General features: G+C 60.7%; 19 protein-coding genes and 2 pseudogenes. 10 read left to right on the top strand and 11 right to left on the bottom strand.

Translation table 11 applies throughout. From position 1 onward, the window contains the following. Positions 1-30: 30 nt before the first annotated feature. The 9 genes and pseudogenes from DC522_RS36440 to DC522_RS28425 all read right to left on the bottom strand — a co-directional run. A pseudogene (locus DC522_RS36440) lies at positions 31-336 on the bottom strand (IS6 family transposase); the annotation flags it as partial. Positions 337-884: 548 nt separating this feature from the next. Next, positions 885-2,534, bottom strand: a complete 1,650-nt coding sequence (gene groL / locus DC522_RS28465) for a chaperonin GroEL (protein ID WP_116531908.1) — start codon at positions 2,532-2,534, stop codon at positions 885-887. 43 nt (positions 2,535-2,577) lie between these two features. Further along, positions 2,578-2,892, bottom strand: a complete 315-nt coding sequence (gene groES / locus DC522_RS28460; RefSeq protein WP_116531907.1) for a co-chaperone GroES — start codon at positions 2,890-2,892, stop codon at positions 2,578-2,580. A 534-nt stretch (positions 2,893-3,426) separates the two neighbouring features. Further along, a complete protein-coding gene (locus tag DC522_RS28450) occupies positions 3,427-3,906 on the bottom strand; it encodes a DMT family transporter (RefSeq protein WP_116531906.1) in 480 nt (159 codons plus the stop codon). A 94-nt stretch (positions 3,907-4,000) separates the two neighbouring features. After that, complete coding sequence (locus DC522_RS28445) at positions 4,001-4,366, bottom strand: hypothetical protein (RefSeq protein WP_133239394.1); 366 nt, start codon at positions 4,364-4,366, stop codon at positions 4,001-4,003. Positions 4,367-4,410: 44 nt separating this feature from the next. Next, positions 4,411-4,620 (bottom strand): hypothetical protein, encoded by a 210-nt coding sequence (locus DC522_RS35510; RefSeq protein WP_116531904.1) that lies wholly within the window; start codon positions 4,618-4,620, stop codon positions 4,411-4,413. Positions 4,621-4,629: 9 nt separating this feature from the next. Next, on the bottom strand, positions 4,630-4,929 hold the full coding sequence (locus tag DC522_RS28435) for a DNA-binding transcriptional regulator (RefSeq protein WP_116531903.1): 300 nt from the start codon (positions 4,927-4,929) through the stop codon (positions 4,630-4,632). Positions 4,930-4,962: 33 nt separating this feature from the next. Beyond that, positions 4,963-5,130: a hypothetical protein gene (locus tag DC522_RS37565; protein WP_371680733.1), complete on the bottom strand. Its 168-nt coding sequence runs from the start codon at positions 5,128-5,130 to the stop codon at positions 4,963-4,965. A 266-nt stretch (positions 5,131-5,396) separates the two neighbouring features. Further along, positions 5,397-5,621 carry a hypothetical protein gene (locus DC522_RS28425; RefSeq protein WP_116531902.1) on the bottom strand — a complete coding sequence of 75 codons (225 nt, stop codon included), beginning with the start codon at positions 5,619-5,621 and terminating at the stop codon, positions 5,397-5,399. A 448-nt stretch (positions 5,622-6,069) separates the two neighbouring features. Here DC522_RS28425 and DC522_RS37560 point away from each other — a divergent pair, with 448 nt between their 5' ends. From DC522_RS37560 to nadC, 7 genes are all read left to right on the top strand, one after another. Next, complete coding sequence (locus tag DC522_RS37560) at positions 6,070-6,360, top strand: type II toxin-antitoxin system RelE/ParE family toxin (RefSeq protein ID WP_371680728.1); 291 nt, start codon at positions 6,070-6,072, stop codon at positions 6,358-6,360. 91 nt (positions 6,361-6,451) lie between these two features. Further along, positions 6,452-6,814, top strand: a complete 363-nt coding sequence (locus DC522_RS28415) for a helix-turn-helix domain-containing protein (RefSeq protein ID WP_245444648.1) — start codon at positions 6,452-6,454, stop codon at positions 6,812-6,814. Continuing rightward, positions 6,811-8,193, top strand: a complete 1,383-nt coding sequence (locus tag DC522_RS28410; RefSeq protein WP_116531900.1) for a sensor histidine kinase — start codon at positions 6,811-6,813, stop codon at positions 8,191-8,193. Before DC522_RS28415 ends, DC522_RS28410 begins: the two co-directional genes overlap by 4 nt. A 652-nt stretch (positions 8,194-8,845) precedes the next feature. Then, complete coding sequence (locus tag DC522_RS28405) at positions 8,846-9,832, top strand: hypothetical protein (protein ID WP_116531899.1); 987 nt, start codon at positions 8,846-8,848, stop codon at positions 9,830-9,832. A 158-nt stretch (positions 9,833-9,990) separates the two neighbouring features. Continuing rightward, a complete protein-coding gene (gene nadA, locus DC522_RS28400) occupies positions 9,991-10,989 on the top strand; it encodes a quinolinate synthase NadA (RefSeq protein WP_116531898.1) in 999 nt (332 codons plus the stop codon). Between the two features lie 9 nt (positions 10,990-10,998). Further along, positions 10,999-12,597, top strand: a complete 1,599-nt coding sequence (locus DC522_RS28395) for an L-aspartate oxidase (protein WP_116531897.1) — start codon at positions 10,999-11,001, stop codon at positions 12,595-12,597. Then, positions 12,594-13,469 carry a carboxylating nicotinate-nucleotide diphosphorylase gene (gene nadC, locus DC522_RS28390; protein ID WP_116531896.1) on the top strand — a complete coding sequence of 292 codons (876 nt, stop codon included), beginning with the start codon at positions 12,594-12,596 and terminating at the stop codon, positions 13,467-13,469. The genes DC522_RS28395 and nadC overlap by 4 nt, the downstream gene beginning before the upstream one ends. 80 nt (positions 13,470-13,549) lie before the next feature. Here nadC and DC522_RS28385 read toward each other — a convergent pair whose 3' ends face one another. Then, on the bottom strand, positions 13,550-14,173 hold the full coding sequence (locus DC522_RS28385) for a hypothetical protein (RefSeq protein ID WP_371680724.1): 624 nt from the start codon (positions 14,171-14,173) through the stop codon (positions 13,550-13,552). A gap of 379 nt (positions 14,174-14,552) precedes the next feature. Between DC522_RS28385 and DC522_RS28380 the strand changes: the two are divergent. The 3 genes and pseudogenes from DC522_RS28380 to DC522_RS36425 form a co-directional block, all read left to right on the top strand. Further along, positions 14,553-14,741, top strand: a pseudogene (locus tag DC522_RS28380) (IS6 family transposase); the annotation flags it as partial. A 296-nt stretch (positions 14,742-15,037) separates the two neighbouring features. Continuing rightward, entirely contained in the window at positions 15,038-15,232 is a 195-nt protein-coding gene (locus DC522_RS36430) for a hypothetical protein (protein ID WP_245444646.1), read from the top strand. Positions 15,233-15,397: 165 nt separating this feature from the next. Next, on the top strand, positions 15,398-15,883 hold the full coding sequence (locus tag DC522_RS36425; RefSeq protein WP_245444644.1) for a hypothetical protein: 486 nt from the start codon (positions 15,398-15,400) through the stop codon (positions 15,881-15,883). Between the two features lie 282 nt (positions 15,884-16,165). Here DC522_RS36425 and DC522_RS28365 read toward each other — a convergent pair whose 3' ends face one another. Beyond that, positions 16,166-16,606, bottom strand: coding sequence for a hypothetical protein (locus DC522_RS28365; protein ID WP_133239393.1), 441 nt, complete (start codon positions 16,604-16,606; stop codon positions 16,166-16,168). Between the last annotated feature and the right edge of the window lie 463 nt (positions 16,607-17,069).

The raw sequence follows: 17,069 nt of genomic DNA, 5'->3' as shown, positions 1-17,069 counted from the left end.
ACGTCAGCACCCGATCGCAGTCCCAAGATCACGCGTAATGATTTTCCTTGCATTTGACGGGGCGTCCACACACATCCGTCTGCCTTGGATTGAGATCATCATCTCGTCCAGGTGCCAAGTACTGGTGGGTTGGGCCCTCAGCCGGCGGAGATTGCGAGCGAAAGCCGGTCCGAATTTGAGCCCCCACCGCCGGATCGTCTCATACGAGACATCGAGGCCCCGCTCGGCCAGGAGTTCCTCCACATCCCGGTAGCTGAGAAAGCGCAAATAGAGCCATATAGCATGCCGGATGATCTCAGACGGGAACTGGTGGCGAGCATAGGAGATGGGCTGCATGCTCCTACCCTACTGCGCATCGCTCCAACACGTCAGCCGTTCCCGTGACAATGCCCAGCAGGGGATCGAGTGCCCCCTAGCAGTGTCAGCTGACTTTGCCGTTTGCCGAACTTTTCTCGATGAGCATTCACCAGAAGCACAGCATCCTCAAGCAGAGAGCCGGAATGTTACTCCCAAAGGCCGCCGTCCAGCTGTCCGCGCGGGCAACAGCAGTGATGGACCTAAGCGAGTGTCTGCGTCTGTGAGGCCTATCGAGACAAGAGCCGAGGTCGCGCGTTGGCGCTCTCGATCACGATCACGCACTGTAGCTTCGGGCAAAGACGAATAGTCAAATGTTCTAAGGAGACCTACCGACCTACTCCTCAAACTGCTCCACCTGAATGTCTCCTCTAGGAGCAGCCTTATCTCAGCCTTCCTCTTGAGCCGGTCGACTCAACGACTGCCTGTCTCATCTTCACCTGCGCGTCGGCTATTCGAAATGCACGGCACAGACGAAAAGGCCCCGGATCACTCCGGGGCCAATCCACTGGGGCTGATGGGAGCTGGCCTTAGAAGCCGCCCATGCCACCCATGCCGCCGCCCATACCGCCCGGCATCGCCGGAGCAGCATCGTTCTTCGGTGTCTCAGCGACCATGGCTTCGGTCGTGACGAGCAGACCAGCGACCGACGCCGCATTCTGCAGAGCCGTTCGGACGACCTTCGCCGGATCAACGATGCCAGCCTTTAACAGGTCCACGAACTCTTCCGTCTGAGCGTTGAAGCCAAACGTGTCTGACGAGGCATTGTCGTTAATCTTGCCAACCACCGTGGAACCCTCAACGCCGGCGTTCTCGGAGATCTGCCGGATCGGGGCCTCAAGGGCGCGCAGCACGATGTTGATGCCCGCCTTCACGTCGGCATTGTCGCTCGTGAGCTTGGCGACCGCAGCCTTGGCGCGCAGCAGAGCCGTACCACCACCGGGAACGATGCCTTCCTCGACGGCCGCGCGAGTGGCATGCAGGGCATCGTCCACGCGGTCCTTCTTCTCCTTGACCTCGACCTCGGTCGCGCCGCCGACGCGGATCACCGCGACGCCGCCGGCCAACTTGGCGAGGCGCTCCTGCAGCTTCTCACGGTCGTAGTCCGAGGTGGTCTCCTCGATCTGCGCCTTGATCTGGCCGACACGAGCCTCGATGTCCTGCTTCTTGCCGGCGCCATCGATGATGGTGGTGTTCTCCTTCTCGATGCGAACGCGCTTGGCGCGGCCGAGCATCGGAAGCGTGACGTTCTCGAGCTTGATGCCGAGATCTTCGGAGATCGTCTGACCGGCGGTCAGGACGGCGATGTCCTCGAGCATGGCCTTGCGGCGATCACCGAAGCCCGGAGCCTTGACGGCAGCAATCTTCAGGCCGCCCCGCAGCTTGTTGACCACGAGAGTGGCGAGAGCCTCACCTTCCACGTCCTCCGCGATGATGAGCAGCGGCTTGCCGGTCTGCACCACAGCCTCGAGGATCGGCAGCATGGACTGCAGCGAGGAGAGCTTCTTCTCGTGGATCAGGATGTAGGGATCCTCGAGCTCAGCCACCATCTTCTCGGCATTGGTGATGAAGTACGGCGAGAGATAGCCGCGGTCGAACTGCATGCCTTCGACCACATCGAGCTCGGTCTCAGCGGTCTTGGCTTCCTCGACCGTGATCACGCCCTCGTTGCCGACCTTCTGCATGGCATGGGCGATCATCTCGCCGATGTCCTTGTCGCCGTTGGCCGAGATCGTGCCGACCTGAGCAATCTCTTCGGACGAGGCGACCTTCTTGGCCCGGGCCTGAATGTCTTTGACGGCTTCAGTCACAGCAAGGTCGATGCCGCGTTTGAGATCCATCGGGTTCATGCCGGCGGCCACCGCCTTGGCGCCCTCGCGAACGATGGCCTGGGCCAGCACTGTCGCGGTGGTGGTGCCGTCGCCGGCCACATCGCTCGCCTTTGAGGCCACTTCACGCACCATCTGGGCGCCCATGTTCTCGAACTTGTCGGCGAGCTCGATCTCTTTTGCGACGGTGACGCCGTCCTTGGTGATGCGGGGAGCACCGAAGCTCTTTTCCAGCACCACGTTGCGGCCCTTCGGACCGAGGGTCACCTTCACGGCGTTGGCAAGAATGTCGACGCCACGCAGCATACGATCGCGGGCATCAGTGGAGAATTTGACGTCTTTGGCAGCCATGAGCTGAACTCCTGTTGTTGCGTTCCTGTTCGGGCTTGCTTGCTTAGGCGGCTTTCCGGGCGTCAGCAGAGTGTTCGATCACGCCCATGATGTCGGATTCCTTCATGATCAGGAGATCCTGACCGTCGATGCGCACCTCGGTGCCGGACCACTTGCCGAACAGCACGCGGTCGCCGGCCTTCACATCGAGAGCCACGATCTTGCCGTTCTCATCACGGGCGCCGGGGCCGACGGCGACGACTTCGCCCTCTTGCGGCTTTTCCTTGGCGGTGTCCGGGATGATGATGCCGCCAGCCGTCTTTTCTTCGGCCTCGATGCGGCGGACGACGACGCGGTCGTGCAGCGGACGGAATGTCATTTTGTTCCTCCTGAGAATAGGGATAAGGGGGCACTCGGGTGGGCCGGGCAGTCGAGTTAGCACTCGCCGCCCGAGAGTGCTAACAGGAGATAACCTCGCGTTTTCCGGGATGCAAGCTCCTCCTTTTTGAGAGGCCGCGCTTGCGGCGAACCACGGCCTCATCAGCGGCGTTGGACCAAGACGCCAGCGTGAGGCGGCGCAGGAGTGAGGTTTGGCATTGTTCAGTTTGACGGCGATTGAGGAGACCTGCGAGAGCCAGCAGATCACGGTGGTGATTCACTCTGCCATCAGACGGGCCATTACTGGATATGGAGAGCGTTTCTACATCGGACTGCGCTGCTTCCTCGCGAGGCCGACGAGCTCTCTTTCCTCCCGTTTCGGAATGGCGGCTACGAACGGCTGGTCTTTTCGAAGCGAGCTTCCCCGGGCGGGCACAGCCTGCTCAGGATCGATCCCCTCGTCAGTGAGAGCTTGGCGCGGATCAAGGCCCCTCAGTGATATGCACCAGAGGGCAGAAGGCCCGGCCGGTGAGCGCTACCGCCGGCCCGCTGCCCGAACCCGCTCGCGATAGGCGGTGTAGAGGCCGCTGGCCGCAATGATGCCGACCCCTGTGATGGTCCAGGCGTCAGGCAGCGCACCGAAGACCGCAAACCCGAGCGCTCCGGCCCAGATCAGCTGCACATAGGAGAACGGCGCCATCAGGGATGCACTGGCATGGCGGTAGGCCAACACGACCAGTCCATGGCCTGCCGTGGAGAACGTGCCCATCACCAGCGCGAGTTCAAACCAGGACGGCGTGACCCACACGAACGGCACGACAGCACTGAGCAGACCAAGCCCGACCAGCGCCGAGTAAGCCAAGGTGGTCGTCGGCTGGTCGGTTCCGCTGATCAGCTTTGTGACGATCGCCGCGCCCGCCCAGCAGCGGCAGCAGCGAGGCCATCTGGAACGCCCGGGTGCCGGGACGGATGACCACCAGGACCCTGCACGCCTTCGCCGTTTTGTATCGCCCATAAGGGGTATGCGGATCAATCGAGATCCGGGATCAGAGCGGAACCTCTCCCTGCCGGCGTCAGCGGATGACGGGGTGTGGCAGAGCGGGCTTAACCTACGCCCAGGCGGTGCCAAGAATGCGGGCCTTCTCGCTCGGCTGGGCGCCTTCGAGGGTTTCCTTCAGCTTGGTGAAAGCAGCTTCGGCGATCGCGAGAGCCTTGGCAGCCTCTGCCTTCTGTGTAGCGCTTGGGATTGGTGGCTGTCTCTCCAGACACCGGAAGTACCGCACGGCTTCCTCGCCTGCCTGCTCCGCCGCAGCCTGGATGCTTGGGGTGACTTCCACCCATGAAAGCAAGTTGGTGATATGGGTGCTGATATTGCGGGCATGCATGGCACGGCTGACGGAGTTCCAGGAGGAATGAAGGGATCTCCGAGCCATGTCGACTTCTGCTTGGAGGACGCCGGGGAGTTGATCAGTCATGGAGAACTCTTGTGTCGTACGGTGTCCGCAGAGTGGGCTAGGGATTAATCTTCACCCTGCATCTTAGGCGCCTCGACCAGTTTGAAGGATGGAACTTCAGTATCGTTCCATTCCGCCATCACGTTGTCGCAGCACTCACAGCAGGCATAGTCCTTGTCCCGCGCAGAGAAGCGTTGGAGCGTCACTTCGTACACCGCCCCGCAACTCGGGCAGATGTAGGTGCCCCCCGGGGCGGAGTGCCATGTCTTGACCATGTGCAACCCCTATGCGGCGTGGAGAGCTCGCTCGACGGCTTCAGGCTCTTTGGCGATAACCATCAAATAGGCGCGTGCAGAGGTGTCAGGGCGGGCTCGCCCCTGCTCCCAATCGCGCAAGGTCGTGATGGGAAGACCGAATGAGCTGGCAAACTGCTCCTGAGTCATCCCCAGCCTCTTGCGGATCGCCCTCACGTCCACATCAGAGGGAACGTGAACGCGATAGCGGGACACGTCAGCGGTGCCGTGGCTGTAGTCAATGGCGGCCTGGAGGCCAGCGGCGATTTTATCGAAAGCCTTCTTGGTCATGAGCGTCGTCTCCTTGGGGGGTCTGAGACGGATTTATCGGCGCGGCAGTTGTGCGACCTTTTTCCGGTATCCTTCTGCAATCAGTTTGGTCATGGCTCCAAGGGCGTTCCGCTCCTTCTGGGTCAGGTCGGCGCGCTCGCCCTTACCGAATACGGTAATCAGGAATACGGGCAGGTCTGGTCCGGTGAAAAAGGTGATGATGCGGTATCCTCCGCTCTTTCCCTTCCCGCGGCCTGCAACTCGGACCTTGCGGCATCCGCCGGTGCCTTGGAACCTCCCCGGCTGTCGGGTCTCGGGCCAGCATGTCCTTGATTGCCTCTAGCTCCTTCTCCGACAGGCCCACCTCTTTGGCAGCGTCCAGAAGGGAGGCGCTTCGACAACCGTTTGCATGATGGAACGCTACCGATATCCGGTAGTTCCGTCAAGAGGAAAGTACGGCCAGCCGGTAGTTGCGAGGGTTCTCGGGCCTAGGCGGCTTGGAACGCTCGCCGGGCCCGTTCACGGATCTCGTCCAACTCGTCCTGCAAGGAATTGATCTGCCCTTCGATTTCTTCGAAGGAGGAGCACTCTGGCGTGATGAACAGGCGTCCGTCTTCGCCACGGGTGTAGCGCAGGAGGGCAACCCTGATGAAAGCCGGGTTGTCGGGAGTGCCGGGCTTGACGTCGAGCTCGAAGGCGCCAAAGGGGTGCATGGGTATCGCTCCTTCCGATCTAAATCTCTGGACACGAGAGTTATAGGACAAGGGGACCTAGCGGATGGCGGCTGCTTCCTGAAAGAACTCCGAGAGAGTTGCCATGTCTGATATCCCCTTCCCTACCACGCCACAGCCGGACATCCCTGTTGTGCTACGGCCTGATTTGCCCACGCCACCTCCAGAACCGGAGCCAGACGAGGAGCCCGACCTGCTCCCGCCAGAGCCATCTGAGCCGCCAAGGGATGATGTCGCGAAGGTGGATTAGCGCAGCCGCATCCCCGCTCGCGTCAGAAGGCGGGAGTAGAGCGGCACTGACAGGTTTGCTCAGGTCAAGAAGGACTCTCAGACCAGGACAGCGCTTGCCGGTGGAGCTGGCTCGTTCCATAGTAATTCTACTATAGAAGGTTGGGTTTGCCGATCGATCTACCCCCCAACCCAGAAGCCTGTGGCGTGGGTTGGTTCTTCTCTCGATAACCTCAAGACATTCCCTCCTGAGGTGCGAAGCGAGTTGGGCCATGCCATCTTCACTGCTCAGATCGGGGGCAAGCCCCTATCGGCGAAGCCCCTGACGGGCGATAGGGCCTTCAAGGGGGCGGGTGTCCTGGAGCTTGTGGAGGACCAGGATAGCAACCCCCAACGGGCCGTTTCCATGGTCAGGGTCGAGAGTGTCGTCGATGTCCGTCAGCCTTCCAGAAGAAGTCAAAACAGGGGATCTCAACCCCGAAGGAAGAAATGACCGCATTCAGCGCCGTCTGATGGCGGCGCAGGCGCATTATGAGGAGAACGACCAAGTCCGAGACACGGGATAGCCCCTTGGGCGAACACGTATGACCAATGCACCCATATCGGTAGAGAGGCGAGCCATGATAGATGATGTAACGGTCACCCGCAGCAGTGGTAACGTCTTTGCCGACCTTGCGCTGCCGAACTCTGAAGAAGAGCCGGTCAAGGCGCGATTGGTCATAGCACTGCGGGACTTGATCGCGCAAAACGGGCTCAGCCAAACGGCAGTCGGCTATCTCTTGGGCATCGCGCAACCCGATGTTTCGAAACTTCTGAAGGGGCGGATCTCCGGCTTCTCGCTTGAGCGGCTGCTCGGCTTCGTGCGGACTCTCGGGACAGACGTCGAGATCAAGCTGAAGCCCGCGCGCGCCAATCGCGAAAGCCATCTGCGGCTGATGGTGGCGTGACCGACGTTGAGCAACTCCGCAGGCAGATTACGGACCTCCAGAGCAGCGAGGTCCTTCTCTCGGCTGTCCTCAACAGTGCAACCGATTACGCCATCATCACACTCGACCTTGAGGGTCGGATTACGACGTGGAATACCGGCGCTCGCAATATTCTCGGCTGGGACGAGCAAGAGGTCATCGGGCAGTACACCGCGTTCTTCTTCATCCCAGAGGATCAAGTCGCGGGCGTCCCGCAGGACGAGATGAGCAAGGCGCTCGCAGAGGGGCGGGCCGAGGACGAGCGCTGGCATCAAAGAAAAGACGGCTCCCGCTTTTGGACCAATGGCGTTCTGATGCCATTGCGCACAGGGGAGCTGCGGGGTTATCTCAAGATCCTGCGCGACCGCACGTTTCGACGCCGCTCCGAGGAGGCCTTGCGGGAGAGCGAGACGCGCTTCCGGCATATGGCCGACAGTGCTCCGGGCTTGATCTGGATGACCGATGCCATGGGCCAGGTCACCTTCGCCAACAGGCACTACGAACATATGTTTGGATGCCCTGCGACTGAGATGCTCGGTGACGGCTGGAAGACGACGATCCTGCCTGAGGATCTGGAGACGCATCAGACCGCTTTCTGGACGGCGTTCTGCGCCCGCCAGCCGTTCAGGACCGAAACTCGGGTCTGGGACAAACACCACCGCGTGCGATGGCTCCGCTGTGAAGGAGTCCCGCGCCTCAGCGATACGGGCGAGTTCCTGGGCTATACCGGATGCAATGTCGACATCACGGAAGCCAAGACAGCCGAGGAACATCTGCGGCTGCTCGTAAACGAGTTGAACCACCGGGTGAAAAACACCCTTGCGACCGTGCAATCGATTGCCTCCCAGACCCTCCGCAACGCCGCGACACCAACAGCAGCTCGCGCTGCTCTTGAGCAGCGCTTGATCGCTCTCTCGCGAGCGCATGATGTGTTGACCCGTGAAAACTGGGAGGGAGCCGATCTGTGGGAAGTTGTTGGCCAAGCCATCGAGCCCTACCAAGGTCAAGGTGAGAGTCGGTTCGATGTTCATGGTTTTAACGTGCGCCTGCCGCCCCAGATGGCCTTGGCCATCGCGATGGCGCTCCAGGAGCTTTGCACCAATGCGGTCAAGTACGGGGCGCTCTCGAATGCGACAGGCCGGATCGGGATCGCCTGGACCTTGATGAATTCGCCCGATGGGCCGCGACTGGAGATGTGCTGGGAAGAGATGGGCGGTCCACCCGTCAGTCAGCCGCAACGTCGGGGTTTCGGCACCCGCCTGATCGAGCGCAGCTTGGCTCAGGAACTGAACGGGACGGTGCGGATTGAGTTTGCTCCGGGCGGGGTTGTCTGCGCGCTCAGCGCTCCCCTGGAGGAATGAGGCGCAACGACGTGACCGAAACCTTTGCCATGCAAAGTGAAGGAGTTCGCCCAGGCCTATGAGCTGCTGAGGTTCCGGTCTGCTTCAGGCCGAGAGAACCTGCTCAATCCCACTCCGGGCGGAGTTTCTGCTTACGGACGTCCTCTTAGTCGAAAGAGATGACAAGCCAGACAACCAGGAACGCAAGCGAACTGGCGATGGCAGTCCACTCTGACACTGTCAGGGTGCCTGAAGCGGGGCTTGAAGAGTTGCTCGGAACCATGTCTCTGACGGACGCTCTAAAATTTTCTGAGAAGGTACGCTTCGGCTGCACCAGCGCACATTCTTCGACACTATGCTGCATTGCAGCATTCGCAAGTTTGATCTGCGGAACGCTGCTATGCGCTGATCACATGCTTTCGGATGATCCTCTGATCAGGTGAGTGGGGGTCCATGGCTCCAATAGCATCTCGGCATCGTGCCCATCTTGCCGCTTCTCGCAGGACTGGTTCAGCCGATGGGTTGTCCGCCTCAGCAGGCTGGCTCAAACGTCGCTATCAGACGCAGCCAATTTGCTATCTAGGCTCTTAATCCTGTCTTCATCACAAATCCCTCGACAGGCGGGACAAAGACTTCCACCATTCACCTCAAACCCTATAGCTTTTGAGTTTCCATGCCATCTGCCCCGACCTCCCGGCGCCCCAAGATCCTCAAGCAGCCTCATGTTGCCCCAACCGTCGATCTCAGCGCAGCCATCATGGCAGCCACGCCGGATGAGCCGCGGGTCCTCACCGTTCGGGCCGCTCCCCAGCATCCGGAGGGTCTCCCCTCAGGTCCTTTGCGATCGGAGCATCGAACACTCGAGATGGGGCTGCGGACCTGGGTCGCCGAACAGACCCAGCTGACCTTAGGCTATGTCGAGCAGCTCTATACCTTCGGCGATCGCGACCGAGCTGAAGTCCATGATCCGGGTGCTGGGCATGCCCTGTCGATTGCCTACCTTGCGCTTGTGCGAGAGGCGCGTCCGGCCGGGCTGGCGCATGCGGCGTGGCGGAATTGGTACAGTTATCTCCCGTGGGAAGACTGGCGAGCCGGCCGGCCCAAGGCGCTCGGAGTCATCGAACCTGCCTTGAAGGCGTGGGCCCGCGCGGGTGGAAAACCCTTAAGGCAGTTTCGCCAGGAGCGCATCGAACTCACGTTCGGGTTCGAATCCGGCACCTGGACCGATGAACGGGTGCTGGAGCGCTATGAACTGCTCTACGAAGCCGGCCTCGTGCCTGAGGCCCTCCGCGATGCACAGCCGCCGGTCTCCGCTCAGATGCGGCTCGCTCCCGGTCAGCCGATGGCGCTGGACCACAGGCGGATCCTGGCTACGGCCATCGGGCGCTTGCGCGGCAAGATCAAATACCGGCCGGTGATTTTTGAGCTCATGCCCGCTTCCTTCACGCTGCTGGATCTCCAACGGACGGTCGAGGCCTTGTCAGGAGTGCGCCTGCACAAGCAGAACTTCCGCCGCCTCGTCGAGATACAGGGTTTGGTCGAGGAAACGGGCGAGATCACAACCGAAACGGGCGGGCGCCCGGCCCGTCTCGTGCGCTTCCGGCGTGGGGTACTGGTTGAACGGCCTGCTCCTGGCGTGCGACTGCCCCGCTTACGGTGAGCTACGAAAGCAGCAGATTGCGGGTTGACGCGGCCTTATACTCGCGTCTAGCATAAGTCCTGCGCCGGCTATGCAGCCGGTTTTCTTATAAGCCGACAATGCTCATAATGAGCATTACCGTGATCCGCTAATGCTCACTATGAGCATAGGAGGCCGCAATGTCCGGTACTGCTTCGATTGTGCCCGCGTCCCTGCCCCTGCCCGATCTCTACGCCCGCGTCAGGCACCACGTCCCGGCCATGGAGTGGCCCTTCTTCGCCAATGACATCGAGGCGATCCTTGCGCTCAAGCGTGAGCACAATGCGGTCATTCTGGCACATAACTACCAGACGCCCGAGATCTTTCACACGGTGGCGGATATCGTCGGCGACAGCCTGGCCTTGGCGCGTGAGGCGGTGAACACGGATGCGGACGTGATCGTGCTCGCCGGCGTGCACTTCATGGCGGAGACCGCCAAACTTCTCAATCCCGACAAGACGGTGCTCATCCCGGATGCCGAGGCCGGCTGTTCGCTCGCCGAGTCGATCACGGCAGAGGATGTGCGCCAGTTGCGGGCGCGTTACCCGGGCGTTCCTGTCGTCACCTATGTGAACACATCAGCTGCCGTAAAAGCCGAGTCGGACATCTGCTGCACCTCGGGGAACGCCAAGAAGGTCATCGAGTCGCTTGGCGTCGGCCGCGTGATCATGCTGCCGGACGAGTTCCTGGCGCAGAACACGGCCGCTCAGGTGCCCGGGGTTGAAATCATCACCTGGGCGGGGCACTGCGAGGTGCATGAGCGCTTCACGGCCGACGACATCCGCGCGGTGCGCGAGAGCTACCCGGATGTGGTGGTGCTGGCTCACCCGGAGGCGCCTCCAGAGGTGGTGGCGGAAGCGGACTTTGCCGGATCGACGGCAGGAATGGCCGACTTCGTGGGCGAGAAGCGCCCGGCCCGCGTCGCGTTGGTGACCGAGTGCTCGATGAGCGACAACGTGGCGGCACTTTATCCGGAAGTCGAGTTCGTGCGGCCCTGCAACCTGTGCCCGCACATGAAGCGCATCACCCTGCCCAAGATCCGGCGGGCGCTTGAGCAGCGCCAGTACGAAGTCACGATTGATCCGGCGGTGGCTGAGCGGGCGCGGCTGGCGGTTGAACGCATGCTCGCTATTCGCTGAGGCCTGACCATGACAACAGCCAGTCCGCACGACCGTATCGTGGTCGTGGGCGGCGGTATCGCGGGGCTTGCAACAGCCCTGCATCTGGCGCCGCTGCCCGTGATCTTGATTGTGGCATCTCCTCTCGGACAGCAAGCCTCCACGCCCCTGGCGCAGGGTGGCATCGCGGCAGCCCTTGGAGCCGATGATCACCCTGCCCTCCACGCGGCCGACACCCTTCAGGCCGGCGCTGGCTTGAGCGATCCCGATGTTGCCGCTCGCGTTGCAGCCGCTGCCCCCGCCTGCATCGCGTGGCTCATTGCTCAAGGCGCCTCCTTTGATCGAACCGGGCCTGGGGATGAGCTGATCCTGGGACTGGAAGCCGCGCACTCGCGTCGGCGGATCGTTCATGCACAGGGTGACAGAACCGGCAAAAGTGTTCTGGAGGCACTCATCCAAGTCGTCAGGAAAACTCCCTCCATTCAGATCCTGGAGAATTATCGCGTCATGGATCTGGCGCTGGACGCCAACGGCACGGTGGCTGGTGTGCTCTGCGCCTCTTGCAGATCGAAAGGCAGCGAGGAGCCCATCCTGATCCCCGGCCGGGCCGTGGTCCTGGCGACAGGCGGGATCGGCGGTCTTTACGCACACACCACCAACCCTTTGAGTGCGCAGGGAGGAGGACTGGCGCTGGCAGCCCGTGTAGGGGCTGTCCTGCGCGATCTCGAGTTCGTTCAGTTCCATCCCACGGCCATTGCGGCCAGTCTTGATCCGATGCCGCTGGCAACCGAAGCTCTGCGCGGCGAAGGGGCAATGCTCGTCAGCAGCCGTGGCGAGCGTTTCATGCACGGCATTCCCGGTGCGGAATTGGCGCCGCGCGATGTGGTCGCCCGGGCGATCTTTGCCCAGATCTGCGCCGGCGAGCGTGTGTTCCTCGACACGCGACACGTGCTTGGTGAACACATCATCAGCAAGTTCCCTGGCGTGACGGCGTTGTGCCGGGCCGCCGGTCTTGATCCGGTTCGTGATCCCATCCCCGTGCGTCCTGCCGCCCATTACCACATGGGTGGGATTAAAGTGAATGATCGAGGCCGCAGCTCGGTTGACGGGCTCTGGGCCTGCGGCGAGGTTGCTTCAACCGGCCTGCACGGGGCGAACCGCCTGGCAAGCAATTCACTCCTTGAAGCCTTGGCCTATGCGGCTTCGATAGCTGACGACGTCAAGGGGATAGGACGCCGGCCGTCGACGAGCCAGCCCCCCTCACCTCCTCTTGCTCCGCATTCGTCTCGTTCTGGTGGTCAGCAGTCTCTGCATCTGCGGCAAATCCGGTCCGTTATGGACCGGCAGGTTGGTGTGCTTCGCGATGCGGCTGGGTTGCAGCGGGCCGTCCGCCGCTTCAGTGCGCTCGCTTATGAGGCGTGTTCGACAAGCGAGCGTGACGCCGTATTGACCAGCCTGCTGATTGCGACAGCTGCGTACACTCGCCATGAGAGCCGAGGCGCTCATCAGCGGATGGATCACCCTGACCTGCTGCCAGAACAGCACACCGAGATGACTCTCGATCAAGCGCTGCGCGTCGCGGCTGAGATCGGCAATGAGACAGCGGCACCTGCCAGGAGAGTTGCATGAAACCGACAGTCGCCACACAAGAAGCGTTGGCTCCGCTCCCGCGCCTGCTGGTAGAGCCTATCGTGCGCGCAGCGCTGCTCGAGGATCTGGGCCGGGCCGGTGACATCACGACCGATGCCGTCATTCCCGCAGATGCCCGACTGCACGGGGCCATTGTGGCGCGTGAGCCGGGTATCGTTGCGGGCGTCGAAGCAGCGCTTCTGGCATTCACCCTAATTGACCCTGTCGTCACGGTCGTCATTGATCATCCTGATGGCAGTCGGGTTAACCGAGGAGACACGGTTCTCCGGCTGGAAGGCCCAGCTCGGAGCATCCTCTCGGCAGAGCGCGTTGCTCTGAATCTCATCTGCCGGATGTCGGGCATCGCAACGGCGACGGCGGCTCTCGTCGACACCGTTCGCCCCCATGGACATGCCCGGATCGTCTGCACGCGCAAGACCACACCGGGGCTGCGCGCGCTCGAGAAATATGCCGTTCGGGCCGGAGGAGGAGCCAATCACCGCTTCGGGCTCGATGATGCCGTCCTGATCAAGGACAACCACATCGCGATTGCTGGAGGCGTCCGACCGGCCCTGGAGCGAGCGCGTGCCGCCGTCGGCCATCTCGTCAAGATCGAAATCGAGGTCGATACCCTCGATCAATTGGATGAGGTGCTGGAAGTGGGCGCCGATGCAGTCCTTCTCGACAACATGAGTCCAGATACCCTCTCGGAGGCAGTGAGGCGGGTAAACGGGAGAGCCATCACCGAAGCATCCGGTCGGATCACAGTGGCGACAGCACCGGCAATTGCCGCAACAGGTGTGGATCTGATTTCAACAGGCTGGATTACCCATAGTGCCCCGATCCTGGATCTGGGGCTCGATGTAGGCTAACCCTTTCACGGGAGCTGCCGGGGCCAGGATCCAGACGAGGCAGTGATGCGATCGGGCCCGGTTGATTATCCAGCAAGATCTCAGAACGTCTGCTCGCGTGCACCCGACGCATCCTGGTGGCCGAGGGAGTGACCAAAGGCCGTCGACGCAGAGATCGCGAGCGCGAGCAAGGTCGCATACCCAAGCAGAATAGTCGTAGCAGGCACGACGAAGTTCAGCTGCGGAATGGCACCGAGCCCCAAAGGCACGAACCAAGACGTGGCCGACACCGCGCCGGAGGCCAGCATCAATGAGCGCTCGCGTGCGCCCAGGCCGTCGAACAGGCCTCGACCGATCCTCGACTTCAGGAAGGGTAGAACACGGCGGTGGATGTACACGCCGTTGAGCGAGAGGACGCCGACGATGGCCATCTTCGCCCAGACTTTCGGGTTGCCCAGGTTGGCAGGCGCAAAGAGTGCATAGTGGGCGAGAAAGCCGAGCCCGGAGATCCACAGCATCACCAGGCCGACCGTGACGATCCGCGACGAGAAGCGGATGACCCTCCAATGCTCCTCATGCACGCCACCTTTCACCAGGAATTTGCATGTGACCAGGTCGATCAGCGTCGCAGCGCCTAAACCCAGCACCAACCCCAGCAGGTGCATCAGGCGCAGGCCGCACTTGATGGCCGTCGCCGCCTCACTTGAAACGCTCAGTTGCGTCACACTCATTTTGCCCCTCGTTATGCAATGTCGGGCAGGCATTTTGCGCCGTCCGCTCAGGCGTTGCAGGAACCATGATCGGTGCGCGGCGTCAAGGAAAAACATAGCAAATTCAATATCTTATAGGATCTCTAAACTGTGCCTTCCTTATAAGGCTTATAAGCTGAGGCGGCCTTTTGGAAGGATCCCACTACGGCAGCGCGGCGCGGGAGAATGATCTCCTCTTTCATCGTCTCCACGGAGTAGAACAGCCGCTCGCGACGAAACCATCCTTCCATGATCCCGCTCAGTTTGGTCGAGCGGGTATCCACTGCGATCGATCGGAACTGTTGTATTAACGCCGGCCGTATAACGAGGGGTGGCTTGTTAAGGAGCCGCTCCTGTGTCGATCTTCAAGCGCTGCCGTTTTCCCGTGGACATTATTCTGCTGTGCGTGCGTTGGTACTGCAAGTACGGGCTCAGCTACCGCGACTTGGCCAGGATGATGCAGGAGCGTGGTGTCAGCGTCGACCAAAGCACCATCTTCCGCCGGGTGCAGCGCTACGCACCCGAGATCGACAAGCGGGTCCGCCATGTCGAATAACTATGCCGGCCTGCGTCGCGCCCTGCAGGGTGAGAAAGGTGCAGCCGAGCGCTGTGCAGAGCGGCTGCTGGTAATTCGGGAACGCCTGGCATCCATCCGCAAGCGGCGCGGCGACAGCTCCTTCTCCTCGCAACCTGGAACATTCGCGACTTCGACTCGAGCAAGTTTAAGTACGGCCCGCAACGACCAGAGACCTTCTATTATCTGGCCGAGATGATTGCCTGTTTCGACCTCATGGTCATCCAGAAGGTCAATCGCGACCTTCGCGCGCGCTCGAAACTCTGGTGAAGATCCTCGGGCGCGAGTGGGACTATATCGCGTCCGACATGACCGAGGGATCGGGCGGCAACGAAGAGCGGATGGCGTTCGTCTACAACACCGCGAAAGTCTGGTTTCGGAAGATCGCCAGTGAGGTCGTTCTGCCGGAGAGCCAACTTGTCGTGTCGCCCAAGAAGGTCAACCCCCAAGGATCAGCCTGAGGCCGAACCGACCGAGATCACGGTTAAGCAACAGTTCGCCCGTAGTCCGTTTCCGTCGCCTTCCAGTCAGGCTGGTTCAGGTTCAGTCTCTGTACCGTGCAAATCTACTACGGCGCGGCCTCAGGTTCCGCATTATAGAGGCGCATCGCCGAAATCGAAAAACTGGTGCAGTTTTTTGCCTGCCGTCAAGACGAGGCCAACAAACAGGAGAAAGACCGTTTCGGCCAGGTCGAAAACTATATCCTGCTCGGCGACTTCAACGTCGTCAGCCCCGAGCACAAGACCATGGCTGCCCTCGAGAGCGAGGGCTTCACCGTTCCTGCAGCCATAGACGGGCGAAATGTGCGCGGAGAAGGGGATCGTTTCTACGACCAAATCTCTGTCCGCGTGAAGGACAAATGTTTCCGCGTCGTTGGGGGTGGCATGATCGACATGTTCGCTGATGTCTTTCGCGACAATGAGGAGGACAGAAAGATCTATGCACCTTACATCCAAAAGGAAGATCCCGAGAAGGATAAACGCTTTTGGGCCAAGACGCGCCAGGAGCTTTATCGAAAGTGGCGCACTTGGCAGATGTCGGACCACTCACCGCTCTGGATCGAAAGCGAGACCTATTTCGCAGACAGTTACCTCCAGGATATTGTCGGATAAGACTTCCGTAGCCTCAGGTTCCTGGATGCGCGGCGTCAACTCTCGGGATGAGCAACTGGGCCAGGTTATTCGGATTCCTGACCCCGTCCTTTGAGGTGTCGAACGTCTTCCTCTCAGAATCGTAGGCCCGGCCGTTGTAGTCCTCAATCCGCTCCTCGTACTCCAACCGAAAATGGGGAGACCGACCCATACTTGGCTTACAGACGAACACATTCCGGACGATATGATCCCGATTGGATGCGAACTCGATGATCCGTTCTCTCGCCACTGGATCCAGGTTTCTCAGCCATGGATCTTCAACTCCGAGCTGTTCCAAAAATCAGCAAGATTCAGATCGATCAGGTCGCCAAACTGATCTTCTTCAAATCCCGTGCGCGTCAGGCACTGCTTGTTCCTGCGACCGAGCTCTTTACCGTCCTTATGTTCAACAAGCAGGAGATGCTCACATCGCCGTTCAACACTCATGGCTCGTCCTCTCGGACAATCCAAATGCCATCCCAGGATTCTCACCATCTTTCTTGCGATAGGCAAAGCCTCCGAAAATGTCTGATTTCGAGATCGGCCATCCGGAGACCATCTCAAAAAAGGATACATCTCCCTCTTCTCGAAATCCTTGACCGCGGACATTCCGTAAACACTCTCAGCGATGGCTCGGCAGCCGCCCATCGCCTTATCAGTCGTCTCATCCGGATCATAAACGAGGAGACGAACGCGCTTTTTCAATGAGCCACTCTGGATCCACCTCAAGCGCTCTGACGAGGCTGGGTTTCGGACGCCGCACCCTGGTGATCGGCGGTGGCTTCGGAATTGCGGCAATATCATCCTCTGTCAGAGGAAGAGAATTCTTCCACTTCTCTTCAAACTAAGTCTTGCTGACAGCAAGATTATGCGGGTCCGATCCGGACAGCAGCTTCACGGTTCATGATGACACCAGGATCGTTCCCCAAGCCTCGGGAGGAAGCATTTGCTGATCCGACAACTGCTCCCTTCGCGGTCAGGAAAACCGTCGAATGGAGATCATCCATAGAGTGCCGATGTCCCTTCGGGTGCTTGTAGAACCTCGAGAGTTCAGAGAGCATGAGGTAATGCGGGTCAACAATGACGCCCGCGGTCTCGGCTCGACGTGCACGGCTGTCGATTGGCTTCATCGCCGCCTTCCGGAGGGGACCCTCTTAACGGCTGCCCC

It is taken from the genome of Microvirga sp. KLBC 81 (assembly GCF_003075415.1).
Lineage (GTDB): Bacteria > Pseudomonadota > Alphaproteobacteria > Rhizobiales > Beijerinckiaceae > Microvirga.
This window is presented reverse-complemented; position numbering and strand designations above follow the sequence as displayed.

What these genes read in the sequence shown, in the direction of transcription:
- groL (WP_116531908.1), bottom strand. Translation starts at nt 2,534, where the DNA reads ATGGCTGCCAAAGACGTCAAATTCTCCACTGATGCCCGCGATCGTATG.
- groES (WP_116531907.1), bottom strand. Translation starts at nt 2,892, where the DNA reads ATGACATTCCGTCCGCTGCACGACCGCGTCGTCGTCCGCCGCATCGAG.
- DC522_RS28450 (WP_116531906.1), bottom strand. Translation starts at nt 3,906, where the DNA reads ATGGGCGATACAAAACGGCGAAGGCGTGCAGGGTCCTGGTGGTCATCC.
- DC522_RS28445 (WP_133239394.1), bottom strand. Translation starts at nt 4,366, where the DNA reads ATGACTGATCAACTCCCCGGCGTCCTCCAAGCAGAAGTCGACATGGCT.
- DC522_RS35510 (WP_116531904.1), bottom strand. Translation starts at nt 4,620, where the DNA reads ATGGTCAAGACATGGCACTCCGCCCCGGGGGGCACCTACATCTGCCCG.
- DC522_RS28435 (WP_116531903.1), bottom strand. Translation starts at nt 4,929, where the DNA reads ATGACCAAGAAGGCTTTCGATAAAATCGCCGCTGGCCTCCAGGCCGCC.
- DC522_RS28425 (WP_116531902.1), bottom strand. Translation starts at nt 5,621, where the DNA reads ATGCACCCCTTTGGCGCCTTCGAGCTCGACGTCAAGCCCGGCACTCCC.
- DC522_RS28415 (WP_245444648.1), top strand. Translation starts at nt 6,452, where the DNA reads ATGACCAATGCACCCATATCGGTAGAGAGGCGAGCCATGATAGATGAT.
- DC522_RS28405 (WP_116531899.1), top strand. Translation starts at nt 8,846, where the DNA reads ATGCCATCTGCCCCGACCTCCCGGCGCCCCAAGATCCTCAAGCAGCCT.
- nadA (WP_116531898.1), top strand. Translation starts at nt 9,991, where the DNA reads ATGTCCGGTACTGCTTCGATTGTGCCCGCGTCCCTGCCCCTGCCCGAT.
- DC522_RS28395 (WP_116531897.1), top strand. Translation starts at nt 10,999, where the DNA reads ATGACAACAGCCAGTCCGCACGACCGTATCGTGGTCGTGGGCGGCGGT.
- nadC (WP_116531896.1), top strand. Translation starts at nt 12,594, where the DNA reads ATGAAACCGACAGTCGCCACACAAGAAGCGTTGGCTCCGCTCCCGCGC.